Origin of the sequence: Halobacillus salinarum, assembly GCF_022919095.1 — a bacterium.
Lineage (GTDB): Bacteria > Bacillota > Bacilli > Bacillales > Halobacillaceae > Halobacillus_B > Halobacillus_B salinarum.
The window spans coordinates 1,196,185-1,212,225 of sequence record NZ_CP095073.1; the positions used below are offsets into that span (position 1 = coordinate 1,196,185).

A 16,041-nucleotide genomic window follows, 5' to 3' on the forward strand; every position below is an offset into this window, starting at 1 on the left:
AAGAAATGAGGGATAAAAATGGTCGATGCATTGCTGGATTTTATGTTAGGGCCGATGCGGGGAATCGGTGACTTCTATTTTGAACACCAAATGATCTTCAACCCGATTGTTATAGCAATCGCAGCAGGGAAGATGTTTTTCAGCCGAAAAAAGAAGCACGAAGCAGAGGCCTAGAAAGGAAGGAGAACGATGAAATCCTTAAATCTCTACGATGAACAGGATATCCGGTTTGAGGAATCCCCGGAACCTGTCATCGAAAAAGCGGATGATGTCATCATTCAAGTGAAAGCCGTAGGAATCTGCGGCTCGGACATCTCCCGTTATAAAAAGCTTGGCCCCTATGTCGAAGGGATGACGTTCGGCCACGAATTTGCCGGTGAGGTGATCGAAGTAGGGCCAGAAGTGGACAACGTTACCCTCGGCGACCGCGTGACGGGCTGTCCGACCTTTTACTGCGGCGAGTGTGACCCCTGTCAAAAAGGGGAGCTTGCCCGCTGTGAAAACTTAACCGTTATCGGTGCGCGCCATCCTGGTGCGTACGCCGAATACGTCAAGCTTCCGGCGGCGCACGTCCTGCCGCTGCCGGTCAATGTCGATTACGATACAGCCGCGCTCGTGGAGCCTTCGTCTGTCGTGGCGCACGGTTTTTACCGGACGAGCATCCAGCCAGGTGCTGAAGTGGCCGTCATGGGCTGCGGAAGCATCGGTCTGCTGGCCGTACAATGGGCGAAAATCTTTGGGGCGAAAAAAGTGTATGCGATCGATATCGACGATTCCAAGCTTGAAGTTGCCCGCGAAGTCGGCGCAGATGTGTTAATCAATTCACTGAATACTCCCGCCCACGAGCAGATCCACGAGTACACGAACGGTCTTGGTGTGGACCTTGCTGTTGAATCTGCCGGTTCGCCGGTCACGTCTGCGCAGATTCTTGCGCTGCCGAAAAAAGGCGGGGAAGTGGTGTTTATGGGCATTCCTTATGCCGATATCAACATTGAGCGTTACTACTTCGAGCGTATCGTGCGTAATGAGCTTCGCATCCTTGGTTCGTGGAACGCGATATCCGCCCCCTTTCCCGGCACCGAATGGGATTCGACACTTCACTACATGGGCACAGGCCAGATTAATGTGAAGCCGATGATCTCCCACCGCTTGTCACTGGATGAGGGACCTGAGACGTTTGATCACTTAATCAATCAGAGGGACGCCTATGTGAAAGTCCTGTTTTATCCGGAAAAAGTAAGAGTCTAGCAGAGATGCTGGGCTCTTTTTTTTGATGTAAAGAAAAGCAGAAGCATCGTTCCTCGTGCCTGACCGGGCTTGTCTTCTTCATGACTAAACGGCTGTTCTTTGGGCCATCCTATACGATAAACTCGTTTGAAAGAGGGAGGAAGTTAAATGAATGAGATCATCCTCTCGATCATGCGTTCTATGGTCAGTTTTATACTGTTAATTCTTGTCACCGCCGTCATTGGGAAGCATATCAATGCACACAAAAATTATTACAGCTTCGCTTTTGCGATTACGATCGGCTCTTTCGTTGCTAATATGGGGTTTAATACCCATTTTAAGTTTAGTGAAATGCTTTTGTCTTTCCTTGCTTTAGTAGTGCTCTACTATGCGTTTTTATCCATATCAGCCAAAAGCAGAAAAATCAGATCAATATTTTCCGGACGTCCCACCGTGTTAATTGAAAAAGGAAATCTTCTTGATCAAAATATGAAAAAAATCAAGTTTTCGCTCGATGACCTCAATCAGCATTTGCGGGAGCTTGGACTGTTTAACATCGAAGAGGTGGATTATGCGATTCTTGAAGTGAGTGGAGAACTGGCCATAAGGAAAAAAAGTCCGTATCAAAACCCGACTAATCAAGACATAAACCTTCCTTTCTCATCGTTTTCCCTGCCTGTTGAATTAATTATGAACGGGAAGCTCGTCCATAAAAACGTACAACCGCCCTATACGAAAGAATGGATCGAAGGGGAGTGCAGGAAAAGAGACTTGGTGGTAGGCGATATTTATTATGCAGTTGTGAATAGTAACGGATCCCTCTTCGTCGATCCTTTCAAAGATGATCTTCACTCACCATCAGATATAGAATAATCTCTTTTCCTGTCGGAGTTACTTTTGGATAATCTGAATAAAATTGCCGCACGTATCATCAAAAACAGCAACGGTCACTTCGCCCATTTCTGTCGGCTCCATCATAAACTTTACGCCGCGTTCTTTTAATTGCTTGTACTCTTTATGGACATCTTCCACGCCAAACATCGTGGCTGGAATCCCATCATCAAATATTTTCTTTTGGTAATCTTTTGCGGCCGGGTGGTTATTGGGCTCAAGCAATAGCTCCGGCCCTTCTTGATCATGGGGAGAAACAAGCGTCAGCCATCTGAATTCACCGACAGGGACGTCTTGCTTCACTTTAAAGCCAAGCGTTTCTGAGTAAAATTCCAATGCCTTATCCTGATCTTCCACGAAGATGCTGTTTACAATGATTTTCATACTGATTTCCTCCTTTAATAGTTATGCATAACGGTGAATGCATCGATTTATTTACATTCTTACACTCTATCTAAGAATTTTAGCGCTGAACGTAAGATTTCAATCACACAAGTAAATGAAAGTAATACCAAAGCCAGCATTTCTACTAAACCAAAAAGATTCCAGCCGAACAGGACTGAAATCTTTCTTCTTATGCACGTTTGACCATATCGATATAAAGCTGCTGGTAGGCCTTATGTTCATCATCCATTCCGAGCTCGTGGTAGAGTTTGGCGAGCCATTGCACGGGCTCAGGGTCATCGGTACGAAGCTCCATATCCCAGCTCATGCATTCAATTGCCTGCTTGGGCTGGTGGAAAAAGTGATAGAGTTCACCGAGCCGGCGCTGTTCGTTCGGGTCTTCAGTGATCCGGTGCATTTCATCAATTTTCTTAAGGAGCGGTTTAGCTTTCGGAATTTCTTTAAACGGTGCGGCCCATTCCTGAATGTAGGTAATGTCATGCTCACTGAGCAGGGAGTTAAGACTTTGGTGCAGAATGTCTTCGGCTTGGTCGTCTTTGGCTTCAAAAATCGTGAGCACTAGATTTTGCAGTGCTTCGGGGGTCATCTCTGTGCTGATTTTATTTTGTTTTACGAGTGTAAACAGCTGCTGTGACTGAGGTGGTGCAAGTTTAATGGAATGTTGTGTAATCAAGGTGAGGACGGCTTCTACTTTTCCATCATTTAAATAGCTGGTCAACAGCTGCTGCTGCAGAGGGGCAAAATCAGGAAGCCGCTTGTATAAATCTTCTAATATAGCTAGTTTGCCCGGTTCATCAAAATGTTCGCCGATGAGGATGTGGAAAGAAGCGAAGTCCTCAGGTTTTTTGGCATGCGCAATGCGTGCAGTGTAAAGGACAACTAAATCGATCCACCGGGAACGGTCGTTATAAAATGCGGAAAGTTTCTGGAATGATTCATCGTGGTCTTTCTCCAAGTACAAATGCTTTTCAACATAGATCGGATCTTTGGCAAGCGTGGCTTGATCTTCGTTTTTATAAAGCTCATCATAACGGGTGAACTGCAAGTCGCTTGAAAAAGTATCTACCAGGCTGTTTTCCGGAGCCATATCTTTCAATACATGCAGGATGCGGTAGCAGGACAGCAGTTTGCCGTCACGGCGCTCCTCGTAGTAGAGGTTTTTTATGAATTGAATCAAGTTTGCTTTTTTTATAAAGGATTCGAAATAGCTTGCAATCAGTGCGGTTTCTTGGAGAGAATGCTGCTTCTGAAGTTTCTTAAACAAGTCGTTAAAACTTTGCTTTTTGTAGTGAGGCTGTTCGGAAATGACTGTTTCGATCAGAGGATGAGGCGGGTAAAGAACGACTCCTTGTTTGAATGCTTTTGCTGCATGGGAGTGTTTCGTAACTTTTTTGGCAGGAACGTAGTTTAAGTACTTGTCCTGATGAAAAAATACGTAAAAGATTTCGTTCGTGTCATCTATTGTTTCAACTATCCGGCTTTGCTGGTATACCGTCATTCGTCGTACTTTTACAGAACGGGTGTCATTCTTTTCTTTTAAAGTAATGGTTGAAGTTGGCATCATTCAGCCTCCTAACGTATACTTTCACCTTACCACTTCTATGTATAATCGGCAATTCATAAAAAAGACTTCCAGCTTGAGGACATCAAGCTGGAAGTTGTTTTACCTACTAAAATCCACGGTATTTTTCAGTTCAGAAAGCGTTTTTCCATAAGGAGAGACGGTCGAGTCAAATTCGACAAAAATCTGTGTACTCTGGCTATAATAATCTGGTTGATTATAAAAGGTTGTATTGTCAATTGAATATTCGTTCAACGGACCTCTTACTTTATTCATTCCTTTTTGTATCTCTGTTTCGCTCAATTCCAGTCCGAGCTTTTTCATTGCTTGAATGGCAATGTCGTCATAAGTGAAATCATTGTTCATGATAAATGTTTGATACTCATCATCATAAGCTTGGAGGAAGTCTCCTTCAAAGACCATGAAATTGTTATCAGGAGTAGGAATCACTTGCAGCCCTAATGTTTGACCGTATAATCCTTCAACTTTTGAAGCGGAGTCGTTCATTGGGTAGTCAGTCATATTCACCTGGTTGCTGCTGTAAGGTTCAGAAGCCAGACCCTGTCCAGGATTTGTGCCTGCGAACTGCTGATATTCAGAGACAACACCGTTGGAAACCGCACCGATGCCACCGAGGACAAACACATCTAAGTCAAAATCTTCAAGATAAGATTGCGGTTCCTCTTCGACAATAGTAGGGTGGACTAACACAACCTTGGCATTGAAGCGGTGAGCTAATCCTGAAGCGACGACAGCATCTGGATAGTCTTCTTTTGTTTTACTGGTTGAGGTTCCTCGTACAACAATTAAGTGGTCCGGCTGAAAATCCTGAGATCGAAGGGCTGTGAAGTTTGTTTCATAACGGTTCTTGCCTGCTGTACGGTGAACGTGGATGCCTTTTTCTTTCAGAGATTCTTCTACATCCTTACTGACGACGCCAGTCCCGCCATAGATATATACTTTCTCTATCGTATCAGGCAGGGACTCGGGCAGAGAGTCTTTGCGGCTTAAGTAAATCGGCACGCCTTTGACTGCTGCAAGACCAGAAGCCGTCAGGGCATCGGCTGTCGTATAACCGTTTGCGACAATCGCTGTTGTATTTTTTGAGGTCCCGGCAAAATCGTTGATCGCAGCAGCGGTTTCAAAACGGCTGGAGCCGTTAATTCGTTGGACCTCTAAATCTTCTGTCTCAAGAGTGGCCGTGACCTGAGCAGAAATCGCACCTGTCCCGCCGAGCACATAGACTTTCTTGGCGCCGAGGCGGTTGATTTCCTTTAATACGATGGAATCAATCTCCTCTGTTTCTGTCAATAAGATCGGTGCGTCTTTCACACCGGCGAGGCTTGCGGCGGATAACGCATCCGCCGGGTTGTCGGCTCTTGCTAAAATGACAGATTGGTCTTCATTATCGAGACCGTCGGGCCAGCCTCGTTTTGAGACTTCAATCGCGGTTTCAAGTCGGTTGGTACCGGCAATGCGCTCAAATTTTGGTGAAGCACTTACGTTATGTAATGGTACTAAAGATAAGATGAGCAGCAGGGCCATTGCTGAAATAATAACTTTCTTCATCCAATTCCTCCTGTTCTTTATTAAACACCTTCATAAGTTTAACATTGGAGGACCTATTTTCCTATGAAACTTTTAATAATTGGTGGAATAATTATGGTAATTATAAGAAAGGAAGTAATCATATAAGACATACTACCGATTTTCAATCCTATAGCATTTTCTTTTTCGATACTTAGCTTTAATATAAGCTTTATTTTCTTTGTTCCTTTGTCCCATTTTTCCTTCTCTTCTGTACTTCTATAGAAACGGCTAGATAGGCAGTGCCTGACAACCCTATAATTCCAAAGCCTATAGCAATAAAGTCTTGGATGGTGTACGTAGTTTTAACAAAGAGCAAACTCATATTTATGACTACAAAGACAATTAACACCCCGTGTATATTCCTAGACAAAAATTTATTCATAGCTTACTCCTCTATAACTTCTAAATCTATTCCATTCCATTCGTTCTCCAAATACATTTTCAACAATAAACTTTTAGAAAACTTATATAAACAGCCCCAGCCATACCGCATTAATCATCGCAAAAATGAGAATGACCTTTTCATAGGAAGAAACCTGCTCATGATTTTCTATATCCATTTGTAAGATAAGGACGATTGAAGCAGCGGCCATGAGGATCACTCCCAATCCTGCCCAAATCCGGTCAAAGCCGAGCCAAAAGATACATAGAGCGGTTAATCCAAAGTACAGTAAAGCAGGGAGTCTGCTTGCGGCGAGTCCGAACTTTTCCACTGACCAGACAACACTGGTCTTTTTTTTCGGAGTGGCGTTCTGATCGGCTCTTAAATCGGGAATGTGATGCACCATGACCCAGGCGATACAGAAGAGGGCGTTGATGACGGCATTTTGCAGCACCCATTCCGGCATATGACCAAGTGATAGCCATGCCCCGGCAAGGCCGAGAAATAAGACGGATGGAAATGTGCACAGCCATTCACCGATAAAAGGCTTGTAGCTGAATTGAAATGGCGGCAGCGAGTAGGAAATGGCCCCCCATAAACCAATGGCAAGTAAAATCGCCAGGCGATAGGAGTTTAGAATAACCAGCAAAACAACCACCAGGCTTAAGATGATCATCAGCACTTTGCCAATTTTCCACAGGCCTTCTGAAGTAATAAAACCTGATTGGATCACCCGGCTTCCTCCTGATAGGATGGCCGGACTGTTGGCGTCCGTTCCAGATTTGTCGTCGACGTAGTCATTTAAAATATGCGTGAGGACACCATGAATTAAAAACGCGCCTGCAATTAATAGAAAAAATAGTGCGGTCAGCGGAAGGTGTGAGATAGGGAAATACAGAAACAGTGGAAGCAGGGTGGAGACGATGGTGGCCACACTTGATGAGATGACGGCAATGGCGCGGAGAAGAAGCCAGCCGCCTTTCAATGTCGATAACGCTTGATTGGACATAGGGTCATTCTCCTTAATGGAAGTGGTCTTCCAGATGGTTACCATTATCCTAACATAGAATGTATCCGTTTACTTCTTTTAATACTTCAGCGGAGTTTCATGTATAATGGAGGGAAAGTTTCCTAAAGGTTTGAACCCTGGCGTACCTCTAATATAATGAAACTATCCATTGGAGAGGAGCTTGTTTGTGGCAAAGATCGGAAGAAATGATCCATGTCCCTGCGGGAGCGGCAAAAAGTACAAGCAGTGCTGCGGCAATAATAAAGTCGTGGCATTTCCTACGGCACGAGTAGAAGAAGAGCTCGATCAGCAGTTTCATAAATTTCAAGATTACTTGACTGAGAAATACCCGCAGTTCCTGCCTGTTGAAATTCCAAATTCACAGGATGAGGAATTGGAAGTGGCTGTAAAGCTCGTTTATCAAGGTCTCTTTACAAAGAACAGAGACGGAGTAACTCCTATGGAGGAGTTTATCGGCAAGGCAAAAAAATCAGTCCTCCGTCCTGCCACGCTTGAATCGCTGGAAGCCTGGAAAGAAGCGAGGGCAGGCTTGTTTACTTTAGAAAGCGTCGATTCTGAACAGGAAGTGACAGTCAAGGATACCTTTACCGGTGACACTTTTTTCGTCGATCGGGATTTTATTCCGCTTGATACTTTGGAAGACGCGCCATATTTTGTGGGGATCGTATTAAAATGGGGCAATGTTTATCATTTTATGCCGATGGCGCTTCCGAACGATCAACCTGCTTATGAGCAGCTTAAGACCAGGGTGGAAAGGGATTATGAGAAATCGAACCCGTCCTCGTCTTTGCAGCAGTTCTTTACGGAACATTTTGTAACCTATATGGAGCAATGGATGTACGGCAACAACGACCTGCCTCCTGAAGCAAGCTGGCACGGCCGTCCCAATGAACTGGAAGTTGTGAAGTTGTTGAATAGAAACGTCCATTCGACGATTCAACAGCGTGAAGGTTTTAATGAATTAAAAAGGCTGTGGATTAAATTTTGTGAGGGGCAGGCGCCGGTTATTAGAAAACCGGAAGTCTTCGCGGGAGCACTTGAGTACATGCTGCTCGGCACTTCTTTTTTTGGGATGGAGTCAGACATTACCCAAAAGCAGCTGGCGGAAAAATACGGGGTGAATTCAAACAGCATTTCTAAACGTCTTGAGCAGCTGGAGGATTATCTCTTTGAGCTCGCCGGGGAGGAAAATGAGAATGAGATGAGGGTACCCCAGGCCTATTTTTGGGTAAAACCGAGTCAGCACGTGGAGTTAGAGAGAGCCACTTACGAGATGCATCGAAAAGCCTCCAGTAAGGATTTTGCAACGATTGAAGAACTCAATCAATTTATCAGCAAGCAGCAGCATGAAGCGTTTATCCCTTCAAGTAATGAAGAAAAAGCTCAAATCAAGGTTTATGACGCATTTCAGGCGGAAACGGAATCCAAACAGCAAAAGCTTGTTGAAGAAGCTCTAGAGCTAGATGGAACCAATGTAGACGCTTTGACGCTGAAAGCTCGGTGGGCTGGGGATATGGAGGAGCATTATTTACTAAAAGCAGTGAACGCAGGTCTGAAATCATTAGAACCTGGTTCCTTGGAGGGAGAAGCGTGGCGGAACATGGACGCCCGGCCGTTTTTAAGAGCCGAGGAAGCTCTCGCTGAGTATTACGTGAACACGGGTCGTGCGGATAAGGCTATTTCTACGTATGAAGAAATTTTGGAGTACAACGAGAATGACGACCAAGGCGTGCGCCGAGTATTGTTTCCTTTGTATATTCAAGAAGAGGACCTGTCAGGTGCAGTAGTCTTATTAGACAATTACCCGGAAGATGGGGCGTGGTGGTCCTTTAATGCGGCTTTATTCCTCATTAAAGAAGCGGGAAGGGAAGAAGAGATTACGATCGCGATTAACAAAGCAGACCGGATGAACCCTTACATCATCCCGCTTTTGAAGGGGGAAGATCAGCTGCCTGAAGAACTGCCGGAGCAGTACAAAGTTGGTTCCTGGGAAGAAGCCGTTGTGTACGTGCATTTTACAGGTTCTTTATGGGATCCCTATTTGGAAAACATTATCTAGTAAAATGAAAGGAGCGATACGATGAAATATATTCGTTTTTATAAGGATGAGAAAATTTGTTATGGCATATTGGAAGGCGATACGATTACTGAGGTGGATAATGATTACATAGAGTATGAGGTGGAAAAGCTGCCGATCACCTGCGGCATTGACGAAGTCGATATTCTTCCTCCTACAGAGCCGAAGCAGGTGATTGCGATTGGTTTGAACTACGAAGCACACGCGAAAGAAACGGGCAAAGAGATTCCCGAAGAACCGATGATGTTTATGGCCTCACCTAGTGCAGTCATTGGAGCAAGCGAACGAATCACGCTGCCGTCGCTTGACCACCGGATCGACTACGAAGCAGAGCTTGTTCTTGTCATTGGAAAAGAAGCCAAAAATCTCACCCGGGAAAATGCTCTGGAATACGTGTTTGGCTACACGTGCGGAAACGATGTGTCCGACCGCCACCTGCAGAAAAAAGATGGCCAGTTTACGAGAGCCAAATCGTTTGCCGGCTTTAAACCGCTCGGTCCTGTGATAGAAACGGAACTAAATGCCGATGAGGCTCCGATTAAGCTGAGCTTAAATGGTGTGGTGAAGCAGGAGTCGAACACCAACGACTTAATTCACGATATTAAGCAGCTTCTCGTAAAAGTGACCGAGGTCATGACGCTGTATCCAGGGGATGTCATTTATACCGGTACGCCTTCCGGGGTCGGTCCGCTCAGCCCTGGGGATGTGGTGGAAGTGGAGATAGAAGGAATAGGAAAATTGACCACTCGCGTAGAACGCTGAACTGATAGGATCGGGCCATAGTGCGCCCGATCTTTTTTATGTGTAAAGAATGAATCAGACGCCGGGAGAGGTGCGGGGCTTCGATTTTGAAAAACCGCCTCAACCCGGCGTCTAAAAACAATAAGTAGTATTTCAGCAGACTGGATTGTATCTATCCTTTTCTTAGTTACAAAAGCGGCCAGTAAAACAACGCCGATATCGCGATCACTATCAGCCAGAGCAGTGAAGAAGGCAGCCCGGCGCGCATCAGCTCGCGGTCGGTGAAATAACCGTAAGAGTAGCTGATCAAATGGACAGGAGACTGCGTAATTAAGAAAAATCCTGGTATACCGGCAAGGAAAACGGCCATTGCAACGACGAGCGGCGAGAAGCCGGCTAAGTTTTCACCAATATTAATTGCTAGTGGAATCATGATCGTCAGGAAGCCGAGAATATTGACAAAGATAAGCCGGATGAGAGCCGTACACAAAACGAGAGCGAGCAGCACGACGATGCCTGACTGAGAGGCAAGGGAATGAATAAGCATATCGGCGAGCCAGTTGATGGTGCCGGTCTTGATCAGCATCCCGGAGACCATTAACGTGCTTGCGAAAAACAGCATCATGTCCCAGTTGATCGATTTTTTTGCCTCGTCCCAGTTCCAGACCCCAATACCTGGGAGGACCGTTAAGGCGGCACCTAGGAGTCCAACGAGCGGAATCGAATAGCCATGGAGAACTTGTGTCGCCCAGAGGACGAGCGTGAGTCCCATGATGATCATGACTTTTTTCTCTTTTCTGCTTAAACGGCCGAGTTCGCCAAGCCGCTCGTTGATGAATTCAAGCAGGTGCTGGCGGTTAATGTTCTCTGGAGGGAACGTATATAAAAATACGATCCAAACGAGCACAATGTACAGAAGGATAGGCGGTACAAAATAATACAGCCAGCTCAAGTAGCTGAGTCCGTCAGTAATGTCAGTAAAAAGTCCAAACGTGTAGATTGTAGAGCTGGCACCGGTCGCAACGAAGGCACCTGAGATGCCGGCAGAATAGCTGATGCCGATGAACAGGGCAGCTCCGAGATTTTTTACCGGATCGATCTGCTTCAGGCTTTTCAGCAGCCGGTCAAGCACGGAGGAAACGAGATTTCCCTTGCCGATATTAGACGGAATGAGAATGGCAAGTATGAGCATGAGGATAAAGGAAATCAAAACGAGCGCTCGACCGGATCCGCGCGAGATTTTTAACAGCTGCAAGGAAAGGCGGCTGGCAAGGCCGGTTTCGATAAACGCGTGGGAAATAATAAAGGTAGAAAACAGCAGCCAGACGATTTCCGAGCTCAAATACTGGAGCGTTTCTTCATAAGAAAAAAAGTGAAACGACAACATCAGGATGAACAAAAGTGAGCTGTAGGCGAGCGGAAAGACGCGGCCGATCCAGAGAATCTGAATGATCAACAGGGCACCGAGCGCCTGCACTTTCACATCCCAATGAAAGATCGGCAGAAAGAAAAATAAATACAACACAAGGACGAGTAGTTTCATAAACAGGACTCCCAATGAGAAAAGCCACTTAGAAGCAGTGGCTTTTTAATAGATTAAGAGGATATGTTGCTTGATTGTTGGTTCCTGACGTATCGGGTTGCGGATGATCCGGCAGTTTTTCCAAAGACAGCACCGGACATTAAGCCTGAGCCTCCCGGGTAGTTCCCATAAAAGATCCCGCCGATCATTTCGCCGGCTGCAAACAATCCGGAAATCGGTTCTGCGGACTGGTTCAGCACTTCACCCTTTCGGTTGACGTGCAGACCGCCAAAGGCAAAAGTAATGCCGCAGGTAACAGGGAACGCGTAAAACGGTCCTTGTTCAATTTTCAGCGCCCAGTTTGATTTCGGAGGTGTTAGACCTGTCGTTCCTTTCCCGTCTTTAACCGTAGGATTGTAATAACCTTCTTGAACGGCAGCGTTGTATTCGTGGATCGTTTGTAAGAAGGCTTCCTTATTCACAGGCAGCTGATCGACGAGCTCCTCCAGCGTATCGGCTTTGTAAAAGGTAGCTTCTTCAAGGTTGTATTCCTTCCGCAGCATCGGCCGGACTTGTTCGTCATAGATTTGATAAGCGGCATGTCCAGGCTGCTTTAAGATTTCCCGCCCGTACTTCGCGTACGTATAGTTACGAAAATCCGCACCTTCATCGACAAAGCGGCTGCCTTCTTTATTCAACATAATGCTCAGCGGATACGAATGCTTTTTAAAAATGTCACCCGGCTTGTTGAAGTCGCCAACCTTTGGCGCGTTATAGTCGGTGCCGATCGAATGACAGCCTGACCATTCGCCGTGTTTTTCAGCGCCAATGGCAAGAGCCATGTCAAGCCCGTCACCAGTGTTGAATTCGCTGCCGCGGACGATCGCTGCTTCCCATTCCTCGCCGATTTGCTCGGCGCGCATTTGTTTATTCGCTTCAAAGCTGCCGCACGCGAGGATGACACTTGTCGCGGGTACTTCAATTTTTTCATTATTTTGTTCAACGACCACTCCGGTAATCCTGTCTTCTTCGGTTTTTAATTCTACTGCCCGCGATTGATACCAGATGTCAACACCGAGTTCATTGGCCCGGTTAAATAAAGTCTTCATCAGCCCCATGCCAATGTTTTTCGTTTTGACAGGCAGACCGCCCCAGAAGTGGTATTTTCCTTCTTTTTCAAACGACTGGTTGCTGTAGTTAAGTTCAAATTCGACGCCGTGGGATTTCATCCAAGAAATCGTCCGATACGATTCGTTGACGAGATGGCTTGCCAGCTGAGGTGTGCTTTTTTCCCCTGTTACGCGCATTAAATCGTTGTAATAATCGCTTGTACTGTACTCCGGCATGACGATTTGATCTGCTTCATTATCGGATAACTCAGGCATCAGTTCACGGATATCGGAAAGGGAGTGATAAGCAAAGCGGATCGCGCCGTCGGTAAAATAAGAGTTGCCGCCTCGTTTATGTTCAGGTCCGCGTTCAAGCACGAGGACCTTCGAGCCGTCTTCGCGAGCAGAAAGAGCAGCGCATAAGGCCGCATTTCCTGCACCGACTACAATGACATCATAGGACATTCCATATTCCTCCTTACGAAGACCTGTAGACTTGGTCTTTGCTGTTTAAATGTTGTTTTCGTTTTCGAATCATGCGGATGATAAACGGATACGTTAAAGACAACAGCGTTAGAATCGACAGGGCAATGCTTACGCCTGATGAGAAAAATACGCCAAGATTCCCGCCGGAAGACAAGACCGCCATCCGGAAATTCTGCTCCATATCCGACCCGACAATCAATGCCAATACAAGCGGAGCAATCGGGAAGTCGAGCACTTTCATCATCAGCCCGACAAAACCGAAGATAAGCAATAGGAAGAAGTCGACGGTCGAATAGCTGAGGGTGTAGGTGCCGATAAAGGCGAGCAGCACGATAATCGGATACAGCACCTTAGCCGGTGTGTCGAGAATTTTCACGAGCACCCCAACAAGCAAAATGTTGATGATAACAAGGGCAATGTTACCGAGAAACATACTGTTAATGAGTGCCCAGGCGGTTTCGGGCTGTTGTTCGAACAACAGCGGTCCCGGCCTGAGTCCGAGCATAATCAGTGCGCCCAGCATGACAGCGGTTGTTCCTGATCCGGGAATCCCCATCGTTAACAGAGGGATCATGGCGCCGACGGAAGCTGCGTTGTTCGCGGACTCCGGCGCAGCAAGACCTTCCACTGCTCCTTCACCAAATTCGTCGGAGCGCTTCGAGATCTGCTTTTCTGTTGTGTACCCGATCATGGAAGCGATGGAACCTCCTGCACCCGGAAGCACCCCGACGACAAAGCCGAGCGGGCCGCTGCGGAGAATCGGCCAAACCGATCGTTTCCATTGTTCCTTGGAAAACCATACTTTGCCGACTTTCTTCTTTTCCTTTTTCATTTGATCGATGTTGAGTAAATTATAAAGCACTTCACCGATCGCATAGACGCCGATAATAACGATGAGAAAATCGATGCCTTCACTTAATTGTGGAATTCCCATCGTAAAGCGGTAGACACCGGTTTGGGTGTCGATGCCGATCGTGCTTAACGCAAGCCCGACCATCATGGCAAGAAAGCCTTTGACCATTTTTCCAATCGACAAAACGACGATTGCTGACAGCGTCAACAGCATCAGTAAAAAGTATTCGGCCGGACCGAAATCAAGAGCGAAATTCGCTAGCGGCTCAGCTAGAAAAATAAAACCGATCACAGCAATCGTACCGCCGATGAATGAAGCGACCGCAGAGATCGCAAGCGCAGGGCCGGCCTGGCCTTTTCTAGCCATTGGATAGCCGTCAAACGTGGCGGCGATCGCTGAACCGTCGCCGGGTGTATTTAACAAAATCGAGCTTCTCGATCCGCCGTACATCGCTCCATAGTAGATGGCGGCCATTAAAATAATCGCGCTGACAGGGCTCATCCCGAATGTGACTGGAATCAATACAGCCACGGCTGTTGCTGGACCGAGCCCGGGAAGCATGCCGACGATTGTTCCTAAAAATCCTCCGACGATAATCCACATGATGTTAATCGGCTGCAGGGATAGGGAAAGCCCGTCCATAAAACTGCTTAAATCCATACGATCACCTCCTAAGGTAGACTGACTCCGAGCAATTGACTAAACGCATACCAGGATACAAATGAGAAGCAAACGGCAACGATCACATTGACCAGCCATTTTTTCCGTCCGTTGATGACAAATAACAGCCCGCCGAGAAAAAGAAAGGTAGAGAGTAAAAAGCCGACGCGTTCAAAAATAAACGCATAAATCAACCCGAATAGAATCGTTATACCAATCAACTTTGGCGTCCGGCCGGAAAGCATCTGACGGATATCTCCGTTTTCTTCGTGCAGCGTTCTCAGTTCCTGAATTAGATAAATCACGCCAAACAGCAGCATGAACACGCTAATGCCGGCAGGAAAATAAATCGGTGCATTGGAATTCCCTAAGTTCGCTTTTGGAAGCTGCAGGGAAGCGATCAAAAACACAATACTGAAGAGAATGAGTAAAATCGGGAAGCCGAGTTTGATAGCTTTCATGTTTCGTTCACCTCGTGTTGGTAGAAGTAAACGCCTGCTGCCTTAGTAGGACAGCAGGCGATTGAGCTTACTTAACTAAGCCGGATTCTTTAACAAGCTTCTGGTACTGGTCGTGCTGTTGCTTAAGGAATTGCTTCGATTCTTCACTATCCTTATAGAAGCCTTCCCAGTCGTTGTTTTTCAGGACTTCTTTCCAGGCATCTGTTTTCACCATTTTGCTGAGTTTTTCATCCCAGTAAGCGACTTCTTCCTCAGTCATGTCTTTCGGTCCCATAATGCCGCGCCAGTGAGGGAACACCATATCGATGCCTTGTTCTTTCCACGTCGGCACATCTTCCATCCCTTTAATCGGTTTGTCAGAGGAGACGGCGAGAATTTTCAGCTTGCCGGCCTGGTGCTGGTCTTTTACTTCAGATAAGGAAGTTGTAACGGCATCGACGTGCCCGCCGAGCAGGGCAGTTACGACATCGCCACCGCCTTCATAAACGAGGAAGTTCATTTTTGACGGCTTGATGCCATATTCACTAGCTGCCTGGACGATCGACAAGTGGTCGTCGTTACCTAAACCGGGGCCGACGCCAATTTTTACAGAGCTCGGGTCTTTCTTGAGGTCTTTCAAAAATTCCTTGGCGGAGGAGTACTTGGAGTCCTTCGGAACAGCAAGCGCCTGCCATTCCGTCGCAAGGGTTGCGATCGGTGTAAAGTCCTTGTAGCTCAATTCACTTTGTCCGAGCAGTTCATTTGTTAAAACGAGACTGGAGTTAATCGCCAGCGAATGGGAATCTTTTGACTGCAAGTACTTCCAGCCGACTTCACCGCCACCGCCGGGTTTATTGACTACCGTGATGTTTTTCTTCACAAGTTTTTCTCCGGAGAGCACTTTTTTCAGCGAACGGGCCGTTAAGTCCCAGCCGCCGCCGGGAGAAGCAGGGGCGACAAGTTCAATGTTTTTCTTTGGATATTCCTGAGATCCTGAAGCATTTCCTGAGCAGGCTGTCATAAGTAAGAGAAGAGCAAGAATGGGGATTATTCCAAATTTGCGCATT

General features: G+C 46.4%; 15 protein-coding genes. 5 read left to right on the forward strand and 10 right to left on the reverse strand.

The window, feature by feature from the left end; translation table 11 throughout:
* Positions 1-18: 18 nt before the first annotated feature.
* The 3 genes from MUN89_RS06175 to MUN89_RS06185 all read left to right on the forward strand — a co-directional run bounded on the left by MUN89_RS06175 (position 19) and on the right by MUN89_RS06185 (position 2,100).
* Positions 19-174: a hypothetical protein gene (locus MUN89_RS06175; RefSeq protein WP_244712300.1), complete on the forward strand. Its 156-nt coding sequence runs from the start codon at positions 19-21 to the stop codon at positions 172-174.
* Between the two features lie 15 nt (positions 175-189).
* Positions 190-1,248, forward strand: coding sequence for a galactitol-1-phosphate 5-dehydrogenase (locus MUN89_RS06180; RefSeq protein WP_244712301.1), 1,059 nt, complete (start codon positions 190-192; stop codon positions 1,246-1,248).
* A 147-nt stretch (positions 1,249-1,395) separates the two neighbouring features.
* Complete coding sequence (locus MUN89_RS06185; RefSeq protein WP_244712302.1) at positions 1,396-2,100, forward strand: DUF421 domain-containing protein; 705 nt, start codon at positions 1,396-1,398, stop codon at positions 2,098-2,100.
* Positions 2,101-2,118: 18 nt separating this feature from the next.
* Here the strand turns inward: MUN89_RS06185 and MUN89_RS06190 are convergent, their stop codons facing one another.
* The 5 genes from MUN89_RS06190 to MUN89_RS06210 all read right to left on the reverse strand — a co-directional run bounded on the left by MUN89_RS06190 (position 2,119) and on the right by MUN89_RS06210 (position 7,065).
* Positions 2,119-2,502, reverse strand: coding sequence for a VOC family protein (locus MUN89_RS06190; protein ID WP_244712303.1), 384 nt, complete (start codon positions 2,500-2,502; stop codon positions 2,119-2,121).
* A gap of 190 nt (positions 2,503-2,692) precedes the next feature.
* Positions 2,693-4,087 (reverse strand): hypothetical protein, encoded by a 1,395-nt coding sequence (locus MUN89_RS06195; protein ID WP_244712305.1) that lies wholly within the window; start codon positions 4,085-4,087, stop codon positions 2,693-2,695.
* Between the two features lie 99 nt (positions 4,088-4,186).
* Positions 4,187-5,653: a cell wall-binding repeat-containing protein gene (locus MUN89_RS06200; RefSeq protein WP_244712307.1), complete on the reverse strand. Its 1,467-nt coding sequence runs from the start codon at positions 5,651-5,653 to the stop codon at positions 4,187-4,189.
* Between the two features lie 190 nt (positions 5,654-5,843).
* Positions 5,844-6,044 carry a hypothetical protein gene (locus MUN89_RS06205; protein ID WP_244712309.1) on the reverse strand — a complete coding sequence of 67 codons (201 nt, stop codon included), beginning with the start codon at positions 6,042-6,044 and terminating at the stop codon, positions 5,844-5,846.
* A 94-nt stretch (positions 6,045-6,138) separates the two neighbouring features.
* Entirely contained in the window at positions 6,139-7,065 is a 927-nt protein-coding gene (locus MUN89_RS06210) for a prenyltransferase (protein ID WP_244712310.1), read from the reverse strand.
* Positions 7,066-7,252: 187 nt separating this feature from the next.
* Here MUN89_RS06210 and MUN89_RS06215 point away from each other — a divergent pair, with 187 nt between their 5' ends.
* Both MUN89_RS06215 and MUN89_RS06220 read left to right on the forward strand, forming a co-directional pair.
* Positions 7,253-9,145 (forward strand): SEC-C metal-binding domain-containing protein, encoded by a 1,893-nt coding sequence (locus MUN89_RS06215; RefSeq protein WP_244712311.1) that lies wholly within the window; start codon positions 7,253-7,255, stop codon positions 9,143-9,145.
* A gap of 21 nt (positions 9,146-9,166) precedes the next feature.
* Complete coding sequence (locus MUN89_RS06220; protein ID WP_244712312.1) at positions 9,167-9,925, forward strand: fumarylacetoacetate hydrolase family protein; 759 nt, start codon at positions 9,167-9,169, stop codon at positions 9,923-9,925.
* 166 nt (positions 9,926-10,091) lie between these two features.
* On the opposite strand, the gene MUN89_RS06225 is transcribed toward MUN89_RS06220, so the two are convergent.
* The 5 genes from MUN89_RS06225 to MUN89_RS06245 form a co-directional block, all read right to left on the reverse strand.
* Entirely contained in the window at positions 10,092-11,447 is a 1,356-nt protein-coding gene (locus MUN89_RS06225; RefSeq protein WP_244712313.1) for an SLC13 family permease, read from the reverse strand.
* A gap of 53 nt (positions 11,448-11,500) precedes the next feature.
* A complete protein-coding gene (gene tcuA, locus MUN89_RS06230; protein ID WP_244712314.1) occupies positions 11,501-13,000 on the reverse strand; it encodes an FAD-dependent tricarballylate dehydrogenase TcuA in 1,500 nt (499 codons plus the stop codon).
* A 13-nt stretch (positions 13,001-13,013) separates the two neighbouring features.
* Positions 13,014-14,534: a tripartite tricarboxylate transporter permease gene (locus MUN89_RS06235; protein ID WP_244712315.1), complete on the reverse strand. Its 1,521-nt coding sequence runs from the start codon at positions 14,532-14,534 to the stop codon at positions 13,014-13,016.
* An 11-nt stretch (positions 14,535-14,545) separates the two neighbouring features.
* Entirely contained in the window at positions 14,546-14,995 is a 450-nt protein-coding gene (locus tag MUN89_RS06240; protein WP_244712316.1) for a tripartite tricarboxylate transporter TctB family protein, read from the reverse strand.
* A 67-nt stretch (positions 14,996-15,062) separates the two neighbouring features.
* Entirely contained in the window at positions 15,063-16,040 is a 978-nt protein-coding gene (locus tag MUN89_RS06245; RefSeq protein ID WP_244712317.1) for a tripartite tricarboxylate transporter substrate binding protein, read from the reverse strand.
* Position 16,041 lies beyond the last annotated feature (1 nt).